The organism is Falsiroseomonas sp. (assembly GCF_030695085.1).
GTDB lineage: Bacteria > Pseudomonadota > Alphaproteobacteria > Acetobacterales > Acetobacteraceae > Falsiroseomonas.
Window position 1 is genome coordinate 1 of the sequence record NZ_JAUYTS010000152.1, and the last position, 1264, is coordinate 1264.

The 1264-nt window shown below is 69.3% G+C and carries 1 protein-coding gene; it reads left to right on the forward strand.

Features of this window, described 5'->3' with window-relative positions:
- Positions 1 to 47: 47 nt before the first annotated feature.
- Positions 48 to 1264: formyltransferase family protein (locus Q8S40_RS16440; RefSeq protein ID WP_305671236.1), on the forward strand; the 1217-nt coding region annotated here is incomplete at its 3' end.

A 1264-nucleotide genomic window follows, 5' to 3' on the forward strand; every position in this document is an offset into this window, starting at 1 on the left:
ACGGCCCCCTGCCACGCTATGCCGGGCTGAACGCGCCGGTCTGGGCATTGCTGGCAGGCGAGCCGCAGCACGGCATCACCTGGCATTTGATGACCGATGGCGTGGATGAGGGCGACATTCTGGAGCAGCGTCTGTTTGATGTGCTGCCCGGCGATACAGCGCTGACCCTCAACACCCGCTGCTTTGAGGCGGGGGTGGAAAGCTTTCCGGCAGTGATGGCGCAGATGGAAAGCGGGCTGCGGCCCGTGGCGCAGGATTTCAGCGCGCGCCGGGTGTTTGCCCGCGCCGACCGCCCTGCGGCCTTCGGGCGGCTGGACTTTGCGCAGCCCGCCGACACGGTGGCGCGGATGGTGCGGGCGCTGGACCATGGCCGCTACTGGAACCCGCTGACCACGGCCAAGATTGAGGGCGCGTTCGGCGTGCTGAACGTGGGCGCTGCGGATGTGGCGGATGGGCAGGGGGTGCCGGGGGCGGTGCTGTCGTCCTCGCCCGAAGGGGTGGTGGTGGCTTGCGGGTCGGGCGCGGTGCGCCTGCACCGGCTGACCTGCCAGACACGCGGTCTGCCGGTGTGCCCGTCTACGGTGCGTGATCTGGCACCTTTGACCGATGCGGGCGCGCTGACCGACGCCTTAGCAGCCTTGGTGCCGTTTGAGGCCGGGCTGCGCAAGCGGCTGGCGGCGATGTCGCCGCTGGTGATCACAGGCGCGGGCGAGGGGGAGGGCTGGCTGCGGCTTCAGGTGGCGGGCGACGCCGCCACGCTGGCGGTGGCAATGGCGCGGGTGTCGGGGCAGGACAGCCCCGATGTGGCGCTGTCTGTCGCACCCGGGCTGGCGGGCTACAGCAGCGGCTGGGTGCCGGTGCGGGTGGCGACCGATGGCACGGTTGGTGCTGCGCGCGCCGCGTTGCTGGCGGAACGCGCGCCGGGGTTCCCACTGGACCTGATGACGCGCGATGTAAACCTGGCCGATCTGGCGGTGCCGCAGGTGGCGGTGTCACTGCACGGCGCGCCAGTGTCGGGTGCTGTGATCACACTGACCGACGGCGCGCTGCATGCCGACCTGACCAAGCTCTCTGAGGCCGAGGCGCGGGCGCTGGCCGGGCGTCTGTCATATGTCGCAGGGGAAGCCACGGACGCGGATCTGATATCTGCGCTGCCGATGCTGACACCGCACGAACGTCATGCTGTTTTATATGACGTGAACCATACGTTTGCCATACGCGAACCATACTGCGTGCATCAGGCGTTCGAGGCGCAGGTGCAGCG